This window comes from Flavobacteriaceae bacterium GSB9 (assembly GCA_022749295.1).
Classification (GTDB): domain Bacteria; phylum Bacteroidota; class Bacteroidia; order Flavobacteriales; family Flavobacteriaceae; genus Flavisericum.
This window is the reverse complement of sequence record CP062007.1, coordinates 968475-986258: the sequence shown is the minus strand read 5'-3', so window position 1 is coordinate 986258 and position 17784 is coordinate 968475. Positions and strand designations below refer to the sequence as shown.

At 40.1% G+C, this 17784-nt stretch carries 8 protein-coding genes; all 8 read left to right on the top strand.

Annotated elements, in window-relative coordinates:
* Positions 1-5: 5 nt before the first annotated feature.
* Positions 6-1856 carry an exo-alpha-sialidase gene (locus GSB9_00850; protein UKM64303.1) on the top strand — a complete coding sequence of 617 codons (1851 nt, stop codon included), beginning with the start codon at positions 6-8 and terminating at the stop codon, positions 1854-1856.
* 1 nt (position 1857) lies between these two features.
* The gene (locus tag GSB9_00849; protein ID UKM64302.1) at positions 1858-4641 is read left to right on the top strand and encodes a glycoside hydrolase family 78 protein; all 2784 of its coding nucleotides are present in this window, start codon (positions 1858-1860) and stop codon (positions 4639-4641) included.
* 9 nt (positions 4642-4650) lie between these two features.
* Entirely contained in the window at positions 4651-6075 is a 1425-nt protein-coding gene (locus GSB9_00848; protein ID UKM64301.1) for an acetylxylan esterase, read from the top strand.
* A complete protein-coding gene (locus GSB9_00847; protein UKM64300.1) occupies positions 6059-8530 on the top strand; it encodes a glycoside hydrolase family 95 protein in 2472 nt (823 codons plus the stop codon). The genes GSB9_00848 and GSB9_00847 overlap by 17 nt, the downstream gene beginning before the upstream one ends.
* A gap of 13 nt (positions 8531-8543) precedes the next feature.
* Positions 8544-10106 (top strand): glycoside hydrolase, encoded by a 1563-nt coding sequence (locus GSB9_00846; GenBank protein UKM64299.1) that lies wholly within the window; start codon positions 8544-8546, stop codon positions 10104-10106.
* A 104-nt stretch (positions 10107-10210) separates the two neighbouring features.
* Positions 10211-12958 (top strand): glycoside hydrolase family 78 protein, encoded by a 2748-nt coding sequence (locus GSB9_00845; GenBank protein ID UKM64298.2) that lies wholly within the window; start codon positions 10211-10213, stop codon positions 12956-12958.
* 186 nt (positions 12959-13144) lie between these two features.
* Positions 13145-15079 carry an exo-alpha-sialidase gene (locus GSB9_00844; protein UKM64297.1) on the top strand — a complete coding sequence of 645 codons (1935 nt, stop codon included), beginning with the start codon at positions 13145-13147 and terminating at the stop codon, positions 15077-15079.
* A 60-nt stretch (positions 15080-15139) separates the two neighbouring features.
* Positions 15140-17758, top strand: a complete 2619-nt coding sequence (locus tag GSB9_00843) for a glycoside hydrolase family 20 zincin-like fold domain-containing protein (protein ID UKM64296.2) — start codon at positions 15140-15142, stop codon at positions 17756-17758.
* Positions 17759-17784 lie beyond the last annotated feature (26 nt).

Sequence of the window (17784 nt, the reverse complement as noted above, 5' to 3'; positions counted from 1 at the left end):
AAAATATGAAGCTAGGATTTAAATCACTAATTATAACAGCCTCTTTTTGTGCGGTTTCGGTTTTGAATGCACAACAGGATACTATAAAGTATGTTGGTAAAACCTTATCGAATATCAATTACCACCATGGTATGTTGGCCCCTGCGGTTGGTGTACACGCTACACAAATTATGAGAGCCAGTCGTGAGCATCCTAATAAATCGGATGGGTTTGGGTGGACTTACAACCATGCACCGAATATCGCGTATTGGAACGACACCTTTTTTGTTCAGTATTTAAGCGACCCTGTTGGAGAACATATTCCGCCTAGCCAAACTTTCATGTTAACCTCAAAAGATGGTGAAAATTGGAGTTTTCCGCAGGTTAGTTTTCCAATTTACAATATCCCCGATGGTTATCAAAAAGAAGGTGTTGAAGGTGTTGCCAAAAACTTAAAAGCTACCATGCACCAACGTATGGGCTTTTTTACCTCATCAGACAACCGCTTTTTTACATTGGCCTTCTATGGCATCTCTATGAACGAAAAGGACAGTCCCAACGACGGCAATGGCATTGGTCGCGTAATTCGTGAAATTTATAATGATGGCAGTTTAGGACCTATATATTTTATTCGATATAACCACGGTTGGAATGAAAAAAACACGAATTATCCATTCTATAAAAGTAGCAAGGATAGAGGTTTTAAAAAGGCTTGCGAAGAATTACTGTCGAAACCGCTGTTAATGCAACAATGGGTAGAGGAAGCCGATAGAGACGACCCGTTAATTCCGCTCAAAAAGCAATACAAAGCCTTTAGTTATTACGAAATTCCTGATGGCCGTACCGTTGGATTATGGAAACACGCTTTGACTTCAATTAGTAACGATGGCGGGAAAACATGGGAATATACGCCCACACGAGCACCTGGTTTTGTAAACAGTAATGCCAAAATTTGGGGACAAAAAACATCCGACGGGCGTTATGCTACGGTTTATAATCCTTCGGAATTCCGTTGGCCATTGGCGGTATCTACCAGTGAAGACGGTTTAAATTATAACAACCTGCTTTTGGTACACGGCGAGCTTTCACGAATTCGTTACGGAGGTAATTATAAATCGCACGGTCCACAGTACGTGCGCGGTATTATACCGGGTAACGGTACACCTCCGGATGGCAATATGTGGTTAACTTACAGTGTGAATAAGGAGGATATTTGGGTGGCTTCGGTGCCCGTTCCTGTTAAAAGTACTGTTGAGGACGATGTAAATGACGTTTTCAACAATTTACCCGATGGTGAAGAATTAAAGTTTTGGAACACTTACGATTTACAATGGGCCACAGCGAATATTGAAAAGAAAGATGGTGTTAAGTGGCTCACATTGCGCGACCAAGACCCATTTGATTATCCACGTGTGGAACGCGTTACGCCTTTTGCTGAAAAAATGGAAGTAACTTTTACGGTAAAACCCGAGCAGAACGACCACGGCGTGCTTCAAGTGGAATTACAAAACAAACAAGGTTTACCTTCGGTTAGATTGATTTTCGATGAAGAAGGTAACTTAAAGCAAAAAATGGGTTACCGATTAAGAAATATCATGCCTTACGAAGCAGGAAAGGAATACACCATCAAATTGACTGTTGATGCCAGTACACGTTTGTACGATATTAACGTAAACGATGAAAAAGAAACTAGAGGTATCTTCTTTATGCCCACCGATGGGATTTCGCGTGTCATGTTCCGCACCGGAGAGCAACGCCATTACCCAACTGTTGATACGCCCGTAGATACACCAAATTATGACGATGTGCCGTTTACAGGAAAATTTATTCCAGAGGCGGTATTTTATATAAAATCATTGATTACTAAAAAGCTATAAATTGAAAATTCTAAAAAGCATATTCATTTTTGTTTTAGTGTTTTCGGCGTGTCAATCTGCTGAAAACACCAAATCTGTTTCGGTGACTCAACTCACTTGTAACATGATTACTAACCCGTTGGCTGCTGATAAATATCCAAGGTTTAGTTGGAAAATTCAATCGGAAGGTTTCGATATTTCACAAAATGGTTATCAGGTTTTAGTAGCTTCTTCCGAAGAAAACTTAAAGAATAATAACGCTGATATTTGGGATAGCGGGAAGGTTGAATCTAGCCAAAGTCATTTAGTAAATTATGGCGGTTCCGATTTAAAAAGCGAAATCAAATATTTTTGGAAGGTTAAAATTTGGAATCAAAACAATACGGCATCCAATTGGAGTGAAACAGCTTTTTTTAGAGTTAAACCGAAAACCGAAAGTTTACATCCTACTTGGATTGGGGCCATTACCAAAGCCGAGAGTAATTTGCCCGAAGGTCGCCATTACCACACGGCGTCTTTTAAAAAATCGAGACGACAGGAAATTATTGATGCTTCACATCCGTTATCGCGCCAAAGTATTATGCTTCGTAAGCCGTTTTCGGTTGGTAAACCTATAAAGGAAGCCGTGGTTTATATTTCGGGATTGGGACATTACGAACTGACCATTAACGGTGAAAAAATTGGAAACAGTGAATTTGCGCCTTTGTGGACCGATTATGATAAATCGGTAAATTTTAACACTTATGAAATTCCCGAAGACCTTTTGAATGAAGGCAATAATGCCATTGGCGTGATGCTGGGTAACGGCATGTACAATACGGTTCAGGGACGTTACACCAAATTTTTTGTGAGCTTTGGTCCGCCAACATTGTTTTTCAAAATGAAGTTGACTTTTAACGATGGTACGGAAGAAATTGTGGAATCTGACGATTCATGGACATACAGTGAAAGCCCAATTACCTACAACGGTATGTTTGGTGGTGAGGATTACGATGCAAACTTAGAACAGCCCGGTTGGAATACCCCTGATTTTAGTAATCAAAACTGGAAACCCGTTGTAGTTCAAGAAGCACCACAAGGCGCTTTAAAAGCGCAATCGGCACCGCCTGTTACTATTCAAAAGAAGTATGAGGTTAAGGAAGTGACCAAACCCAACGAAAATACTTATGTGTTCAATATGGGGCAAAACTTATCGGGTTTCCCAACCATAAAAGTAAAAGGCGAAAAAGGACAAAGAATAAAACTTTGGACTGCTGAAAGCTTAAAAGACAACGGTACCATCCGTCAAGGCCGTTCTGGAAAACCCTATTATTTTGAATATACTTTGAAAGGCGATGGGGTTGAGGAATGGCAGCCAAAATTCAGTTTTTATGGTTACCAGTATATTCAGGTGGATAGCATCAATTATAAAGAAGCAACAAATAACAAGTTTCCAACGCTTTTGGAAGTGAGCTCAAATTTTGTATACAACTCTGCAGGAGAGGCCGGTTCTTTTGAAAGCTCAAACGCCATTTTCAATAAGGCCCACGAGTTGATTAATAATGCGATAAAGAGTAATTTTCAAGCGGTATTGACGGACTGTCCGCATCGTGAAAAATTAGGCTGGTTGGAAGAAGCCCATCTTAATGGCCCGGGGTTGATGTTCAATTACAACATGCAAACCTTTATTCCGAGTATCATGGAAAACATAAAGGATGCCCAACGAGACAATGGAATGATTCCAACTATTGCGCCCGAATATGTTGTTTTTGGAGGCGATTTTACCGATTCGCCAGAATGGGGCGTTTCTGGGGTTATCCTGCCATGGATGTACTATGAATATTATGGCGATGATACCTTGATTTCAGAGTATTATTCGGTAATGAAACGCTATGTAGATTACCTCACTTCAAAATCCGACAATTATATTGTATCTTATGGTTTGGGCGATTGGTACGATTACGGCGAGCATGCAGCGGGATATTCAAAAAATAGTCCAATAGCGCTTTCGGCAACCAGCCACTACTATTTTGCAGCCAAATTAATCGCAAAAGCCGCCAGATATTTAGGTAAAACCGAAGACATTTCAACGTACAATACATTGGTTTCAAATATTAGAAAAGCGTTTAACGACGAATTTTTTAATGCTGATACCAAGCAGTACGGTACTAACAGCCAATTTAGTAATGCCGTGGCCATTTTTATGGACATCGTTAAACCTGAACACAAAGCGGCTGTGATGCAAAACCTGTTGGACGATATTAAAAATAGAGGATACCGATTGACCACTGGAGATGTGGGCAATCGCTACTTGTTCCAAACTTTGGCACGAAATGGAGAGAATGAGGTGATGTACAGAATGAATAACCATTACGATACGCCGGGTTATGGCTTTCAAATTAAATTCGGACTCACTACTTTAACCGAGCAATGGGACCCAAGAAAAGGAAACTCTTGGAACCATTTTATGATGGGACAAATAGAGGAATGGTTTTACAGAAGTTTAGCTGGAATAGTGCCCGATACAAAGAACCCGGGGTTCAAGCACTTTTTTATTCAACCAGAAGTGGTGGGCGATTTGTCGTTTGTAAAGGCTAGTTATGAATCCGTTTACGGAGCTATCGTGTCCCATTGGGAAATAAAACAAGGTACATTCGTTTTAAACATTGAAATTCCTGCGAACACTACCAGCACCGTTATCCTTCCAACGGCAAAGGTAGAAACGATTACTGTAAATGGCTCGGCTTTTGATGCGGTTAACACTAAAGCAGAAAAACCATCACTTAAACTTGGTTCGGGAGTTTATACTATTGAATGTGCATTATAAAAAGAGTCTATGTGTAAAATAAACAAACATATAATTGGTCTGTTGTTACTTGTATTTTGCTTCAAGCAAATATTAGCACAAACTTCAGATACTAATTTTACGGTTCCAGTTACGGAAACCATCAAAAAAATTGAAACCATTTTTAATATTAAAGTTAAGGATAACGACCAATTGCTTAAGGATAAGGTTTTGGAATACGGCGATTGGCGTATTCAACAAAGTAATTTGGAGGTCAGCCTGGCTAATGTGTTGGCGCCTTTCAATTTAGTCGCTTTTAACGATGGTAGAGGTGTTTATGAAATTAGAAAATTTCAAGCCCACCGGGTTTCAGAAGATGTCGCCGAGGAGCGTTTGTCGTATTTGTCGCATTTATATCACGATAAGGTAGAATGGAAAGCTCGCAAAACCAAACTCAAATCGTGCATGATAAGTGCCTTTGGCTTGGATAAAGCACCACCCGCACCCAATACAGCGCCTATTTTAACCGAAAAAAGGATTTACGACGGTTATAGCATTGAAAATATCGGATTGGAAATTCTTCCCGGAGTTTACACTACGGGTTCTATTTATAAACCGTATCCACAAATTGAAAAATCAGCTATTGTAATTACCCCTAACGGCCATTTTGGTAATGGGCGTTACCGAGAAAGCGAACAAATACGTTGCGCAATGTTGGCCAAAATGGGAGCCATTGTGATTAATTACGACTTGTTTGCTTGGGGTGAATCTAGGTTACAATTTCCGTCGTGGGCCCACCGAAACAGTATTGCATCAACTATTCAAGTATTGAGCGGTATGCGTTTGTTGGATTATGCCACAATCTTAGAATTTGCTGATAGTACTAGAGTTGGCATTACCGGAGGCTCTGGTGGTGGTTCGCAAACCATGTTTTTGTCGGCCTTAGACGATAGGGTTTCCGTTTCGGTTCCCGTAGTTATGGTATCGGCCAATCATTCGGGTGGTTGCCCATGCGAAAGTGGACGTGGCATTCATTTATGTGCTAATGGGACCAATAATGCAGAAATAGCTGCCATGGCTGCACCAAAGCCTCAATTGATTATTTCTGACGGAAAAGATTGGACAAAAAACGTACCCGAAGTGGAGTTTCCTTTTATAGAGAGAATCTATAGCTTTTACGATAAAAAGGAGGTTTTGAAAAATGCCCATTTTAAAAATGAGGGGCACGATTACGGACTTTCAAAACGATTGGCTATGTATCAATTTATGACTAAGCATTTGAATCTGGATTTGAAAAGAGTAACCAATAAGCAGGGTAAAATTGATGAATCATCTTGCGAAATTGAACCCTATGAAAACTTATACGTTTTTGGAAACAAAGAAGAAAACTTGCCCGAAAATGCCATAAAAGACATTGATAAATTATACGCGCTATTTGGAGAGAAAAATTTAAGAGAACATGACAAAAAAGACTAAGCTATTTTTTTATTTTTTCATACTTACAGTAGGAATTCATACGGTTTCTGCCCAATTATCTAAAGAATTAAAACTTTGGTACGATGAGCCGGCCGAAATTTGGAACGAAGCTCTGCCATTGGGCAACGGTCGTTTGGGGGCCATGGTTTTTGGAGACCCTGCGATAGAACGATTGCAGCTCAACGAAGAAACCATTTGGGCGGGTTCGCCAAACAGTAATGCACACGACAAAGCCTTGGTGGCGTTGCCTAAAGTACGCCAATTAATTTTTGACGGCAAGTATGCCGAAGCACAGGCCTTGGCCACGTCCGATATTCGTTCGCAAACCAACAACGGCATGCCGTACCAAACGTTTGGAAGTGTGTTTATTTCCTTTCCGGGTCATCAAGATTATACCGATTACTATCGCGATTTAAATATTGAAAATGCCTCAGCTAAAGTTAAATATACTGTGGATGGTGTTACATTTACACGCGAGATTTTAACCGCTTTTGAGGATGATGTCATTGTGGTTCGATTGAGTGCCGATAAACCCGGTCAGATAACGTTCAATACCTTCATGAACAGTCCGTTCGATAAAACCAAAACAACTACTGAAGACAATCAAATCACACTTTCCGGGGTGTCCAGTACGGTAGAAGGTCAAAAGGGGCGTGTTAAGTTTCAAGGGCGTATGACGGCTAAAAACAAAGGCGGAACAATAGTGGTTAGAAACGGTATTTTAAGCGTTGAAAATGCCGATGAAGTCACATTATACATTTCAATCGCCACTAATTTTGTAAACTACAAAGATATATCGGCAGATTATGTTGCCAAGAGCAAATCGATTTTAGATAAAGCCATTGAGAATGATTTTGAAAGTATAAAAAAGGCGCATGTAGCCTATTATCAAAAATTTTTCAATCGTGTAACGCTGGATTTAGGAATTACGGATGTTTCAAAAGAAACAACAGATAAGCGTATCAAAAAATTCGATAGTCAATTCGACCCGCATTTAGCAGCCATGTATTTCCAGTTTGGTCGTTATTTACTCATTTCCTGTTCGCAACCCGGTGGTCAACCTGCTAACTTGCAGGGCATTTGGAACGATATGTTGTTTCCACCATGGGAAAGTAAATACACGATGAACATTAATGCTGAAATGAATTATTGGCCATCAGAATTAACCAACCTTACAGAAATGCACGAGCCGTTCATCCAATTGGCACGCGAAGTGGCCGAAACGGGAAAGGAAACGGCAAGAATTATGTACGATGCCGATGGTTGGGTGCTACACCACAATACCGATATTTGGCGCATTACCGGCCCCATTGATATGGCAGCATCAGGTATGTGGCCTACCGGAGGAGCCTGGGTGTGTCAGGATTTATGGGAGCGTTATCTGTACACAGGAAACAAAGCCTATTTAAAAGAAATTTTTCCAATTTTAAAAGGCGCGGCAGAGTTCTTTTTAGATTTTATGATTAAAGACCCTAATTCGGGGTATTTAGTTATTGTGCCTTCAAATTCTCCGGAGAACACCCATGCAGGCGAGGACGGAAAATCCACTATTGCAGCTGGAACCACTATGGACAATCAGTTGGTTTTCGATTTGTTCACCAATATCATGAAAGCCACGAAAATTCTTAATAAAGATAAAGATTTCACCAAAAAGCTTCAGAATGCCTTAGATAAAATGGCACCAATGCAAGTTGGTAAACACGGTCAGTTACAAGAGTGGCTCATAGATTGGGACGACCCCGAAGACCACCATCGTCATGTTTCTCATTTATATGGTTTGTTTCCGAGCAATCAAATTTCACCGTTTAAGACTCCAGAATTATTTCAGGCGGCCAAAACCTCTTTAATGTTTAGAGGCGACGAATCCACAGGTTGGTCTATGGGCTGGAAAGTGAACCTCTGGGCGCGATTGTTGGATGGCGACCATGCTTACAAATTACTCCAGGACCAATTGCATTTGGTATTGCCAGACCAAAAAGATGGTGGCGGCACCTACCCGAATATGCTCGATGCACACCAACCGTTTCAAATTGATGGTAACTTTGGCTGTACGGCTGGCATCGCCGAAATGTTAATGCAAAGTCATGAAAGTGCCATTCACTTACTACCAGCATTACCGAGTGTTTGGAGCCAGGGCGAAATTACTGGCTTAAAAGCTCGAGGTGGATACGAATTGGATTTATCGTGGAAAAAGAATAAAGTTTCTGTTTTGAAAATCACCTCGAAATTTGATGGTAATTGTCGATTACGTTCTGAAAACCCGTTGACATTTTCAAATGGAAAAGCATTGAAACGTGCCAAAGGGAAAAACCTAAATCCGTTATTTTTTGAAGTGGAGGTAAAAAAACCGATTATTTCGGAAAAAGCCGATATCGAAAAACTAAAATTACCAAAGTATTATGAGTACGATGTGCCCATGAAGACCGGAGAAACGTACACATTTTACGGAAAATAAATTTAAAAAAGCTATGACGTTTAATTCAATTTATATCAAAATATCATTCTTAATTTTTACAATCGCTTTGGTGGGGTGTGGTTCAACTTCAACAAAAAATGACCACTCCGCGCAAATTCTAAACGTTGAAGACTACAAACATTATGTAGATTATTTCAACCGAATGGAAGATGAAAACATCGCCAAAGCTGTGCCGAACGACAGTGCTTGGAGCTGGGTGAAGAAAAATATTCCGCTTTTCGAATGCCCGCAGGATAATTTCGAGGAAATGTATTATTACCGTTGGTGGAGTTTGCGCAAACACATTACCGATACGCCGCAGGGTTACGCCATTACCGAGTTTTTGGTTGAGCGGTCGTATGCCGATAAATACAACCTGATTGCCTGTGCATTGGGGCACCATATTTATGAATTCCGTTGGGTGCACAATCCAGAATATATTGAGCAAAATGTGCATTTGTGGTATCGCGGAAATGAAGGTGGCCCCATGGCGCGTTTGCACAAATTCAGTAGCTGGACGCCCGACGCCCTTTATAACCGATATTTGGTAAATAAAGACGAAGACTATTTGCTGGATATGTATCCCGATTTGGTTGAAGATTACGCTAAATGGGAAGAAGAGCGCCAACGTCCCGACGGATTGTTTTGGCAGCACGATGTAAAGGATGGCATGGAAGAATCCTTAAGTGGTGGCCGTCATGTACAAAATGCAAGACCAACCATTAACAGCTATATGTACGCTAATGCTGAAGCCTTGTCTACAATGGCAAAAATGAAAGGTGATGCCGATAAAGCAGCCTATTTTGATGCCAAAGCCGATACGCTTAAAAACTTGGTTGAAACCAAATTATGGAATGAAGGCGATGCGTTTTTTGAAACGCTCACCGAAAAAGATACCTCGGCCAATGTACGTGAAGCCATTGGATTTATTCCTTGGTATTTTAATTTGCCATCAGAAGATAAAGGTTTCGAAAAAGCTTGGGAACAGTACAAAGATGAAGAAGGGTTTGCCGCACCTTTTGGTTTAACAACGGCCGAGCGTCGTAGTCCAAGATTTAGAAGTCACGGTACAGGAACCTGCGAGTGGGACGGTGCAGTTTGGCCTTTTGCCTCCTCACAAACCTTAACCGCTTTGGCCAATCTTATAAATAATTACGACCAAGATATTGTTGGTAAAGATGATTATTTCAAACAAATGAATTTGTACGTGGAGTCGCAATATTATCGTGGTCGACCCTACATTGGTGAGTATTTAGATGAAACCACTGGCTACTGGCTTATGGGCGATAGAGAACGAAGCCGTTATTACAACCACTCAACCTTTAACGACTTGATTATTACAGGGCTTGTTGGTTTACGTCCGCGTGCCGATGAAAAAATAGAAGTAAACCCTCTAATCCCAGAAGATAAATGGGACTGGTTTTGTTTGGACAACGTGCTCTACCACGGTGATATTATAACCATTTTATGGGATAAAACAGGAGAGAAATATAATCGCGGACAAGGATTACGTGTGTTTAGAAATGGTGAAGAAATCGCTTCATCCATGACCTTGGAAAAAGTGATTTCTGAATAACCAGGATTTGTAAACCTGAAAGCGTTTCAGGTTCTCATTAAAAGACGAAAAAATCATTTTATTTTAAAAAAATGCAAAAACTAAATAAGATTCAACTATATAGTATGGCAAAGTTACTTTCAATAGCATTTGCCTTTTTAATGTCGCTTTCGGCTTTTGCCCAAAAAGATATTAAGCTTAATAACCTTCAGTGCGAAATGCTTAACAACCCTCTGGGAATCGATGTGTTAAATCCAAGGTTGAGTTGGCAATTTGATACCAACCAAGTAGAAGTGGAGCAAACCGCTTACCACATTTTAGTGGCGTCTTCTGCAGAAAAATTAAAAAACAATATAGCTGATTTATGGGATTCGGGCAAAGTGGAAAGTAATGCTTCCATTAATATCGTTTACAACGGCGAAGTCTTGGATAGCCGGGATGAAGCCTATTGGAAAGTGAAAGTATGGACCAACAAAGGAGAAACCGAGTGGAGCGAAGCGGCTTTTTGGACAATGGGTATTTTAAGTTATGCCGAATGGAAATCAACACGATGGATTGGTAATAATCACTTGTTTGAAGGGGATAGTATTGGGCAGTTTTCACGACTTTCGGCGCGCTATGTTCGAAAGCAAATCAATCTAGAAAAAAAGGTAAAGGAAGCCAAAGTCTATTTGATGGGCATGGGCCTTTATGAACTATATATTAATGGTAAAAAAATAGGAGACCAAGTGTTGGCTCCCGTGCCTACCGATTATACAAAAAATGTTAAGTACAATGTTTTTGATGTGACTTCGCAACTTCAAAAAGGAGAAAATGTCATCGGTACTATTTTAGGTAACGGACGTTATTTCGCTATGCGACAGGAATACAAACCTTATAAAATAAAAACCTTTGGTTTTCCAAAAATGGCCATGCAGCTATTTGTAGAATATGAAGACGGCTCTAAAGAGCGCATAAAAACTGATGAGAGTTGGAAGTTTACTCCTTATGGGCCCATTCGCGCCAATAATGAATATGATGGCGAGGTTTACGATGCCCGAATGGAGATGCCCAATTGGAACAAAGTAGGCTTTGATGATAGTGATTGGATAAACATGATGTGGGTGCAAGAACCAGGAGGTTTTCAAGAAGCTCAGATGACACCCAATATGAAGGTGATGGATACTGTTATGCCGATTTCAATTACAGAAACTCCAAAAGGTAGCTATATTTTAGATATGGGTCAGAACATGGTAGGCTGGCTACAAATAAAAGTAAAAGGTAAGCGAGGCGATAAAATCACCATGAAATTTGCCGAATCCTTAAAAGAAGATGGAACGCTTTATACAGCAAATTTGCGCGACGCCCGAGTTACAGACGAGTACATTTTAAAAGGTGAAGGTGAAGAAATGTGGGAACCCACTTTTGTATTTCATGGTTTCCGTTTTGTGGAAATTTCTGGATATACTTACAACCCCAGTTTAGACGATTTTACAGGAAAAGTAGTTTACGATAATTTAAAAACTACCGGTTCATTTGAATGCTCAAACGAAACAATGAACCAAATTTTTAAAAATGCGTTTTGGGGCATCAACGGAAATTACAAAGGCATGCCTATTGATTGTCCGCAAAGGAATGAACGCCAGCCTTGGTTAGGCGACCGAACCACCGGTGCTTATGGTGAAAGTTTTCTCTTCGATAACCAAACGCTGTATGCCAAATGGCTGGATGATATTAAATTTTCACAAACGCTTGATGGTGGCATTCCCGATGTTGCACCTGCATTTTGGCGTTATTATGGCGATGGCGTAACCTGGCAAGGGGCGTATATAAAAGTGGCCGATATGTTGCATCAGCAATATGGCGATAAAAGAGGTATTATCCATCATTATCCGTTTATGAAAAAATGGGTGCTGTATATGGAGCAACAATACCTGAAAAACGATTTAATGACGAAGGATAAATATGGTGATTGGTGCGTACCGCCAGAATCATTGGAAATTATCCGCTCAAAAGACCCATCGAGATTGACCGATGGTGAGGTGTTATCGAGTGCGTTTTATTACCATTTGCTTCAGTTGATGAAGAAATTCGCTAAAATAGCCGATGCAAATCCGCAGGATATCAGCTATTATGATGCATTAGCAGAGCGTGTAAAAACCGCCTTCAACAATAAATATCTCAATAAAGAAACCTACAGCTATGCAAACAATACGGTAACGGCCAATGTGTTGCCTTTAGCTTTTGGAATGGTTCCTAAAGATTTGGAGAAAAAAGTTTTCGAAAATATGGCTTACCAAGTCGAAGTGGTTAAAAATGGCCATGTCAGCACAGGCGTTGTTGGCATACAGTTTTTAATGCGCACTTTAACCGAGTTTGGTCGTGGCGATTTGGCTTTCAAATTGGCATCGAACAAAACCTATCCAAGTTGGGGCTATATGGTGGAAAATGGTGCCACCACCATTTGGGAATTGTGGAACGGCAATACGGCCAATCCCGAAATGAATTCGCAAAACCACGTGATGCTTTTAGGTGATTTATTGATTTGGTATTACGAAAATATGGCCGGAATAAAAAGTAGCACTGACAATCCAGGTTTCAAGGAAATTATTATGAAGCCCGATTTTGATGCAGGGCTAACTTTTGTAAATGCATCCTACGAATCGAGCCACGGTACTATAAAAAGTCATTGGAATAAGAAGAGAGACAAACTAGATTGGGAAGTAACCATTCCGCCTAATACAACAGCTGAAATGTACTTGCCAACTGATTCGGCTTCAAAAGTAAAAGTGAATAAAACGAAATTGGAAAAAGCTGAGTTGAATTTTGAAAACGAAGCAGGTATGGTGGTTTTAGAATTGAAGTCGGGCACCTACTCAATTGAAGTTAATTAAAAAATGAATACCTGAAGTCACTCATAAAATTACTTGTCGCCCTGAACTTGTTTCAGGATCTCATTATAAATTGTTCATTTACTAATGTGGTGAGATGCTGAAACAAGTTCAGCATGACAAAAAAGAATTTATGATTGTAATTAGAGAATAACAATTAAGAATCAAAACTAACAAATCATATCAAAAATGAAAATATTCCAATCAGCTTTAATACTATTAAGTATCACCGTTTTAGGAAGCTGCAAACAACAACCTAAGCAGGAAACACCACAAATCGCTTTAGCCGATAAAACTTGGCGTGAAGGTATTGTAGTGGATGAGTTTATTTACGACAAAGCACCATACCCATCCTGCCATGCTTCAACCATTGCTGAAACCACAGATGGCGAATTAATAGCATCGTGGTTTGGTGGTACGCACGAACGTAATCCTGATGTTTGCATTTATGTAAGTAAACGCAAAAACGGCCAATGGACAGAGCCTGTTGAAGTAGCCAATGGGGTTCAAAATGATACTTTGCGTTATCCTACATGGAATCCTGTGTTGTATCAAGTTCCTAATGGCGATTTGTTGTTGTATTATAAAGTTGGACCACATCCTTCAACATGGTGGGGCATGTTAAAACGTTCGTCGGATGGCGGTGAAACTTGGTCGGAAGCAGAAAAATTACCCGACGGATTTTTAGGTCCTATTAAAAATAAACCCGAGTTGTTGGACGATGGCACTTTGTTGTTACCATCAAGCGTTGAGGAAAACGGATGGAATCTTCGTATGGAATCGACGCCAGATTTTGGTAAAACCCATAGCATGCAAGATACCTTACCTAAAGGGTCGCAGGATATTAATGCCATTCAACCAAGTATTTTATTCCATGGCAATGGAAAACTGCAACAGATCGGTAGAACCAGAAACCGACACTTATTCACCACTTGGTCTGAAGATAACGGAAAAACGTGGTCGCCATTGGAATTGTTGAATATGCCCAATAACAGTTCGGGTACTGATGCTGTAACGATGGAAAACGGCAAACACGTGTTAATTTACAATCATGTTTGGCCAAATGAAGATATGAACAAAAGTTACCGTAGCCCTTTAAATATTGCTGTTTCTGACGATGGTATTAACTGGAATGCTGCTTTGGTACTTGAAGATTCTCGAATCAGTCAATATTCATATCCGTCTATTATCCAAGGTTCCGATGGCATGTTACACTGTGTGTATACGTGGCGACGACAAAAAATTAAATACATAAAAATAGATCCTTCAAAATTGGTGACTTTCCCCATTAAATATGGCGTTTGGCCAGGACCTCAAAAAGAGCGCTATAAAGTTGCCGTTTGCGATTGGATGATTTTAAAACGCCAAAAATTAGGTTCTTTTGAGCGAGCCAAAGAAATTGGTGCCGATGGTATTGAAATGGACATGGGCGGTTTGGGCGACCGGGAAACTTTCGATAGTAAATTTGTAAATGGCGATACCGCCAGCATAAGAGTGTTTAAAGAAAAAATGGCTAAAACAGGTGTTGGTATAAGCTCCGTAGCCATGTCCGGTTTTTATGCCCAATCTTTTGCCAAGCGCCCAACGGTTAAACGTATGGTTAATGATTGTATCGAGGTGATGAAAATTTTTAATGTTGAGGTTGCCTATTTACCATTGGGTACACAAGGCGATTTGGTTAAAAATCCAGAGTTACGTCCAGCTATTGTTGAGCGTTTGCGTTGGGCAGGTGAGCAGGTAGATAAAATTAACGGCATTATTGCGGTGGAGACCTCACTTTCGGCTTCCGAAGAGAAAAAACTGTTGGAGGAAGTTGGCAACAGAAATATAAAAATAGCCTTCAATTTTGCCAATGCCATCAAAAACGGACGAGACATTTCAAAAGAATTGAAAACTTTAGGTCGTGATAATATTGGTGAAATCCATGCGTCTAATACCGACGGCCAATGGATTGAAAACGACCCAGCCATCGACTTACCAAAAATTAAAGAAACATTGGATAAGATGCACTGGAAAGGTTGGTTAATTGTGGAGCGTTCGCGCGATACTACAGATGTGCACAATGTGGTTAAAAATTATGGCGCCAACGTAAAATATTTAAAAGAGATTTTTAAGGGCGAGTAAATGAAGCATTTGGTTTTCTTTGTAGCGGCGGTTTTACTGTTTTCTTGTTCAGAAAGGAAAATGGTTTTTATTGTCGGCGATAACAGTATTTCGCGTATAGCTTTTGCTAAGAAGAAGCTTTCAGAAACCCTTTCGGAATTGGATTTTGATATATCGTTAACTTCAAGTCAACCAGAAAATTTCAAAGGGAACATTATTGTCATTTCAGAAAAAAATGATAAAAACAACAAAGAAGGTTTCAAAATAGGTACTTTGGAAAATATCATTTCTATTGAAGGTGCTGATGCCACTGGAGCCTTATACGGTGCTTTGGAACTTTCCGATAGAATTAAAGCTTCAGGCAAGATTCCTTCAAATTTAAATTTTCAAGGTAAACCAGAAATGGTTTTGAGGGGCACCTGTATCGGACTTCAAAAAACCGAGTATTTGCCTGGCCGAACCGTTTACGAATACCCATATACCCCAGAAAATTTTCCGTGGTTTTATGATAAAGCCCATTGGATTGAATATTTGGATATGATGGTGGAAAACCGATACAACTCGTTGTATTTATGGAATGGGCACCCTTTTGCATCGCTTGTTAAGCTAGATGATTATCCATACGCTGTTGAGGTTGATGAAGAAACATTTAAAAAGAATGAAGAGATTTTCAAATTCATCACCGAAGAAGCCGATAAGCGCGGTATTTGGGTCATTCAAATGTTTTACAACATTCTTGTTTCAAAGCCTTTTGCTGAAAAGCACGGTATAAAAACTCAGGAGCGAAGCCGCCCGATAACGCCTTTAATTGCAGATTATACGCAAAAATCCATAACTGAATTCATTAAAAAATATCCCAATGTTGGGTTTTTAGTGACTTTAGGCGAAGCGATGCACACTATTGACGATGATGTTGAATGGTTTACTAAAACTATTATTCCCGGCGTTAAAGACGGCCTGAAGCAATTAGGGCTAACAAACGAGCCGCCCATTGTGTTGCGCGGTCATGATACCGATGCCGAGCGCGTTATGGAAGCCGCTTTGCCGATTTACAAAAATTTATATACCACTTTTAAATACAACGGGGAGTCGCTTACCACATACCAACCACGCGATGCTTGGGAAGCAATCCCCAAAGCGTTGAGCGAATTGGGGTCGGTACATATTTCAAACGTGCATATTTTGGCAAATTTGGAGCCTTTTCGATATAGCTCCCCAGATTTTATTCAAAAAAGTGTGAAAGCGATGCACAATGTTCAGGGTGCTAATGGACTTCATTTGTATCCGCAGTCCTCGTATTGGGATTGGCCATATACCGCCGATAAACCCCCCGAACGATTAAAACAAATAGATCGCGATTGGATGTGGTACGAAGCTTGGGCGAGATATGCCTGGGATTCGAATCGCGATAGAAATGAAGAGATCAATTATTGGTCCGATGTTTTGGGTGATTATTACGATTGTGGCGAAAATGGAAAAGCTGTTTTGGATGCCTACGAGCAAACCGGAGAAATCGCTCCGAAACTTCTTAGAACCTTTGGTATTTCTGATGGCAACCGCCAAACCTTACTTTTAGGTATGTTTATGGGCCAGTTGGTCAATCCGTTTAAATATCACGTTTACAAAAACTTTTTGTCGTCAAACGGCCCCGTTGGCGAAATCCTAATTGATTATGCCGAAAAGGAATGGAAAGGAGAGCCGCACGTTGGTGAAACGCCGCCACAAATTATAGAAGAAGTGGTTGCTCATGGAAAACAGGCTGTAAAGGCTATCGAGAAAGCTTCGGTTTCCATTGGAAAAAACAAGGACGAATTTCAGCGTTTAAAAAATGATGTATATTGCTATGATGCCTTTGCCAATTTTTTTGCCGAAAAAGTAAAAGCGGCCATGTTGGTTTTAAATTATAAATATTCCAATGACATTACTGACCTCGAAAAAGCAATTCCGCATTTAGAAAAAAGTATCGCGTATTATACAGAGTTAACCAATCTTACAAAAGATGCTTACCTGTATGCCAATAGTATGCAAACGGCACAACGCCGAATTCCGATAACTGGGCGAGATGGTAAAAATAAAACATGGGAAGAATTGTTGCCGCACTATCAAAATGAATTGGATGTTTTTAAACGTAATGTGGTCATGTTAAAATCTGAGAAGAATGGTGATAAAAACAATAAAGAATTTAAGGTTTTTGAGCCTGTTGAGGTTACCATTCTTAATAAAGACGTGAAGCGTTTTCCGTTAAAAAAAGGACAAAGTGTTTATAATGATAACGATGCAAAAATTGAAGAGGTTGCCGACGAATTGAAGAACCTCTCTGGCGTACAATTTTCAGATAAAACCCAACAGGAAAAGGGGACTGTTTTGCATTTTGAAACCGAAAGACCTGTAAAAGTATTAGTCGGATATTTTAACACCAATAGTTACACGGTTTTAGAGCCCCCAACATTAGAGACCAACGCCTATGCCAATGATAGAGGGCAGGCCGATATAAAGATTGCCAATGCCATGCTAATTCCTGGTTTGTATCCTGTGAATGTTTACAGTTATCGCTACGAACCTGGTGAACATAAATTGGTGCTAGGCAAAGGCCGCGTTTTAATTTTAGGATATATTGATGGCGATGAAGACATTGTTATTCACGATGCCAGAATTACCAATACCGAAGATGGTATGGCCGTCGATTGGTTGTTTTATTGATTTTGTCATGCTGAACTGTCACCCTG

Coding starts and splice junctions, on each gene's coding strand:
- GSB9_00846 (UKM64299.1), top strand. CDS start 8,544: ATGACGTTTAATTCAATTTATATCAAAATATCATTCTTAATTTTTACA.
- GSB9_00848 (UKM64301.1), top strand. CDS start 4,651: ATGTGTAAAATAAACAAACATATAATTGGTCTGTTGTTACTTGTATTT.
- GSB9_00845 (UKM64298.2), top strand. CDS start 10,211: ATGGCAAAGTTACTTTCAATAGCATTTGCCTTTTTAATGTCGCTTTCG.
- GSB9_00844 (UKM64297.1), top strand. CDS start 13,145: ATGAAAATATTCCAATCAGCTTTAATACTATTAAGTATCACCGTTTTA.
- GSB9_00850 (UKM64303.1), top strand. CDS start 6: ATGAAGCTAGGATTTAAATCACTAATTATAACAGCCTCTTTTTGTGCG.
- GSB9_00843 (UKM64296.2), top strand. CDS start 15,140: ATGGTTTTTATTGTCGGCGATAACAGTATTTCGCGTATAGCTTTTGCT.
- GSB9_00847 (UKM64300.1), top strand. CDS start 6,059: ATGACAAAAAAGACTAAGCTATTTTTTTATTTTTTCATACTTACAGTA.